Source organism: Cellulomonas sp. (assembly GCF_035634735.1).
GTDB lineage: Bacteria > Actinomycetota > Actinomycetes > Actinomycetales > Cellulomonadaceae > Cellulomonas.
Genome location: NZ_DASQCJ010000191.1, coordinates 1 through 3,922 on the forward strand (window position 1 = coordinate 1; position 3,922 = coordinate 3,922).

Consider the following 3,922-nt stretch of genomic DNA (forward strand, 5'->3'; position numbering starts at 1 on the left):
GAACGGCCGCGCGACCCCCGCGGCGGACACCGTCGACCACCGCAGCGCGCCGCCGGCGTCCAGCAGGAACGACCCGCGCCGGGCGTACCCGTCGACCTCGTCGAACACGCCGTAGGCGCGCGCCGCGGCCCCGTGCGGCCAGAAGTCCGACAGCAGCGGGAACGCGTACCCGTCCTGCTCCGCCCAGGCGCGCAGCGCGGGCCCCGGGTCGCAGGACACGGCCCGGACCGCCACGCCCGCGTCCGCGAGCTCCGGCAGGTGCGCCTGCAGCTCGGTGAGCTCGGCCGTGCACACCCGCGAGAACGCGAACGGCACGAACACGAGCAGCACCGGGGCGTCCGCGGGGCCGCCGACGGTGACCGACGCGCCGTGCGCGTCCGGCAGCGCGAGCACCGGCGCGGCGGCGCCGACGACCGGCGGCCCGGCGGCGGCGCTCACGACCGGGGGCTCAGCGCCCGCGGCCGCGGCTGCCGAGGCGCGTCGCGGACCAGTCGCCCGCGATCGAGAACGTGCTCGTCGCGTGCAGGCCGGCCGTCGTCGCGGCCTCCTCGATGTCGTCGTGCCCGACGTGGCCGTCGCGGCCCGGCTTGGGGGTCAGCACCCACATCTGGCCGCCGTCGTCCAGCACGGTCATCGCGTCCATGAGGGTGTCGGCCAGGTCGCCGTCCTCGTCGCGGAACCAGATGACCACGCCGTCCACGACGTCGTCGTAGTCCTCGTCGACGAGCTCGGTGCCGGTGATGCCCTCCAGCCCGGCGCGCAGGTCGCTGTCGACGTCGTCGTCGTAACCGAACTCCTGGACCACCTGGCCCGAGGTGAACCCGAGACGGCCCGCCCCTGCGGGGGCGTCGCCGGTGCTGGATGCCACGTCCTGACCTGTTCCTTCCGTCGGGAGCGCCCGGTGGGTCCCGGGCACCACCTGTTCGATGATCACCGAACGGTAGCCCACCGCACCCCACGTGCGCGTGGCAAGCCGTGTCGTGGCGCCGGGCATGTCGCACGCCGTGGACCTGCGCGTCCGGCCCTCGGGACGCGCCGGGACCGGACGCCCCGACCAGGTCGCGCCCCGCGCCGCCGCCCCGGCCGGCTCGCCCGGGCCCGCGCGCGCCCCGGAAAGGGCCCGTGACGTGCCCGGACGTGACCCGGGCCACCCCCTCAGGGGCCGATTGTCACGGACGTCACGCATCCCGAGTGGCGGACTGGGAGACTTTCGGTGTCCGGACGGCGGACAATGGTCCTACTACCCGCCCGGCGGCGGCGCGCACCGAAACCGGCGCGCACGCCGGCGGGCCGAGATGCGCACCGGGGCCGACCGGCCCCCCCGCGTGGAGAGGCGAGGAGCACTGGTGGCTTCGAAGGACGAGCGCGGACCGCTCATCAACGGCCTGCTGAGCCAGGTCCCGGACGTGGACCCCGAGGAGACCTCCGAGTGGGTCGAGTCCATCGACGGGCTCATCGACGACAAGGGCGGCCCCCGGGCCCGCTACGTGCTGCTGAGCATGCTCAAGCGCGCGCGTGAGCGGAACGTGGCGGTACCGGCCGAGCTGAACACGCCGTACGTCAACACCATCGGCGTGCACGAGGAGCCGTACTTCCCGGGCGACGAGGTCCTGGAGCGCCGGTACCGCTCGTGGAACCGGTGGAACGCCGCGGTCATGGTGACCCGCGCGCAGCACCCCGGCGTGGGCGTCGGCGGCCACATCTCGTCGTACGCGTCCGTCGCGACGCTGTACGAGGTGGGCCTCAACCACTTCTTCCGCGGCAAGGACCACCCGGGCGGCGGCGACCAGATCTACTTCCAGGGCCACGCCTCCCCCGGCGTCTACGCCCGCGCGTTCCTCGAGGGCCGCCTGGACGAGCACCAGCTCGACGGGTTCCGCCAGGAGGTGTCGCACCCGGGCGGCGGCCTGCCGTCCTACCCGCACCCGCGGCTGATGCAGGACTTCTGGGAGTTCCCGACGGTCTCGATGGGCCTCGGCCCGGCCTCGGCGATCTACCAGGCCTGGACCAACAAGTACCTGCACCTGCGCGGCATCAAGGACACCAGCCAGCAGGACGTCTGGGCGTTCCTCGGCGACGGCGAGATGGACGAGCCCGAGTCGCGCGGCATGCTGCAGCACGCCGCCCAGCAGGGCCTCGACAACCTGACCTTCGTGGTGAACTGCAACCTGCAGCGCCTCGACGGCCCGGTCCGCGGCAACGGCAAGATCATCCAGGAGCTCGAGGCGCAGTTCCGCGGCGCCGGCTGGAACGTCATCAAGGTCGTGTGGGGCCGCGAGTGGGACGCCCTGCTCAACGCCGACAAGGACCGCGCGCTCGTCCACCTCATGAACGAGACGCCGGACGGCGACTACCAGACGTACCGCGCGGAGAACGGCGCGTTCATCCGCGAGCACTTCTTCGGGCGCGACCCGCGCACCAAGCAGCTCGTCGAGAAGATGACCGACGACGAGATCTGGGCGCTCAAGCGCGGCGGCCACGACTACCGGAAGATCTACGCCGCCTACAAGGCCGCGCGGGAGCACACCGGGCAGCCGACCGTCATCCTGGCGCACACCGTTAAGGGCTACGGCCTGGGCTCCGGCTTCGCCGGGCGCAACGCCACGCACCAGATGAAGAAGCTCAAGGGCGCCGAGCTCAAGGCCCTGCGCGACTCGCTCTCCATCCCGATCTCGGACGAGCAGATCGACGAAAACCCGTACCTGCCGCCGTACTACCACCCCGGCCAGGACGACCCGGCGATCCAGTACCTGCAGGAGCGCCGCCGCCAGCTGGGTGGCTACGTGCCCGAGCGCCGCTCGACGCACAAGCCGCTGACGCTGCCGGGCGACAAGGCCTACGAGCTGCTGAAGAAGGGCTCCGGCACGCAGGAGGTCGCCACGACGATGGCGCTCGTGCGGCTGTTCAAGGACCTCGTGAAGGACAAGGAGCTGGGCAGGCGCCTGGTCCCGATCATCCCCGACGAGGCCCGCACGTTCGGCCTGGACTCGATCTTCCCGAGCGCGAAGATCTTCAACACGAACGGCCAGAACTACCTCGCCGTCGACCGCGACCTCATGCTCTCCTACAAGGAGTCCGAGTCCGGCCAGATCATGCACACCGGCATCAACGAGGCCGGTTCCGCGGCCGCGTTCCAGTCGGTGGGCACGTCGTACGCCACCCACGGCGAGGCGCTGATCCCGTTCTACTTCTACTACTCGATGTTCGGGTTCCAGCGGACGGCCGACCAGTTCTGGGCGGCCGGCGACCAGATGACCCGCGGGTTCCTCATCGGCGCCACCGCCGGCCGCACCACGCTGACCGGCGAGGGCCTGCAGCACGCGGACGGCCACTCGCCGCTGCTGGCCGGCACCATGCCGCACGTCGTGCACTACGACCCGGCGTACGGCTACGAGATCCGGCACATCGTCCGCGACGGCATCCAGCGGATGTTCGGCGAGGACGGCCGCGACCCCGACGTCATCTACTACCTCACGGTCTACAACGAGCCGATCGTCCAGCCGGCCGAGCCGGAGGACGTCGACGTCGAGGGCATCCTCAAGGGCATCCACCTGCTGTCCCCGGCCGAGGGCGACGGGCCGAAGGCCCAGATCCTCGCGTCCGGCGTGGCCGTGCCGTGGGCGCTCGAGGCGAAGCAGCTGCTCGCCGACGACTGGGGCGTGCACGCCGCGGTGTGGTCCGTGACGTCCTGGAACGAGCTGCGCCGCGAGGCGCTGGCCGCCGACCAGCACGCGTTCCTCAACCCGGGCGAGGAGGAGCGGGTCCCGTACCTGACCGCCAAGCTCCAGGGCGCCGAGGGGCCGTTCGTCGCGACGACCGACTACGACCACCTCGTGGCCGACCAGGTGCGCGAGTGGATCCCGGGCCGGTACGCCACGCTCGGAGCCGACGGGTTCGGGTTCTCCGACACCCGCGCCGCCGC

Annotated in this window: 3 protein-coding genes; 1 reads left to right on the plus strand and 2 read right to left on the minus strand. The window is 72.2% G+C overall.

From position 1 onward, the window contains the following. Both VER05_RS15765 and VER05_RS15770 read right to left on the minus strand, forming a co-directional pair. The coding region (locus tag VER05_RS15765; protein WP_324846265.1) for a redoxin domain-containing protein at positions 1-438 on the minus strand (438 nt) is incomplete at its 3' end. 10 nt (positions 439-448) lie between these two features. After that, on the minus strand, positions 449-868 hold the full coding sequence (locus VER05_RS15770) for a DUF3052 domain-containing protein (RefSeq protein ID WP_324846266.1): 420 nt from the start codon (positions 866-868) through the stop codon (positions 449-451). Positions 869-1,346: 478 nt separating this feature from the next. Here VER05_RS15770 and aceE point away from each other — a divergent pair. Then, positions 1,347-3,922 (plus strand): pyruvate dehydrogenase (acetyl-transferring), homodimeric type (aceE, locus tag VER05_RS15775; RefSeq protein ID WP_324846267.1); only part of this gene is annotated, 2,576 nt, incomplete at its 3' end.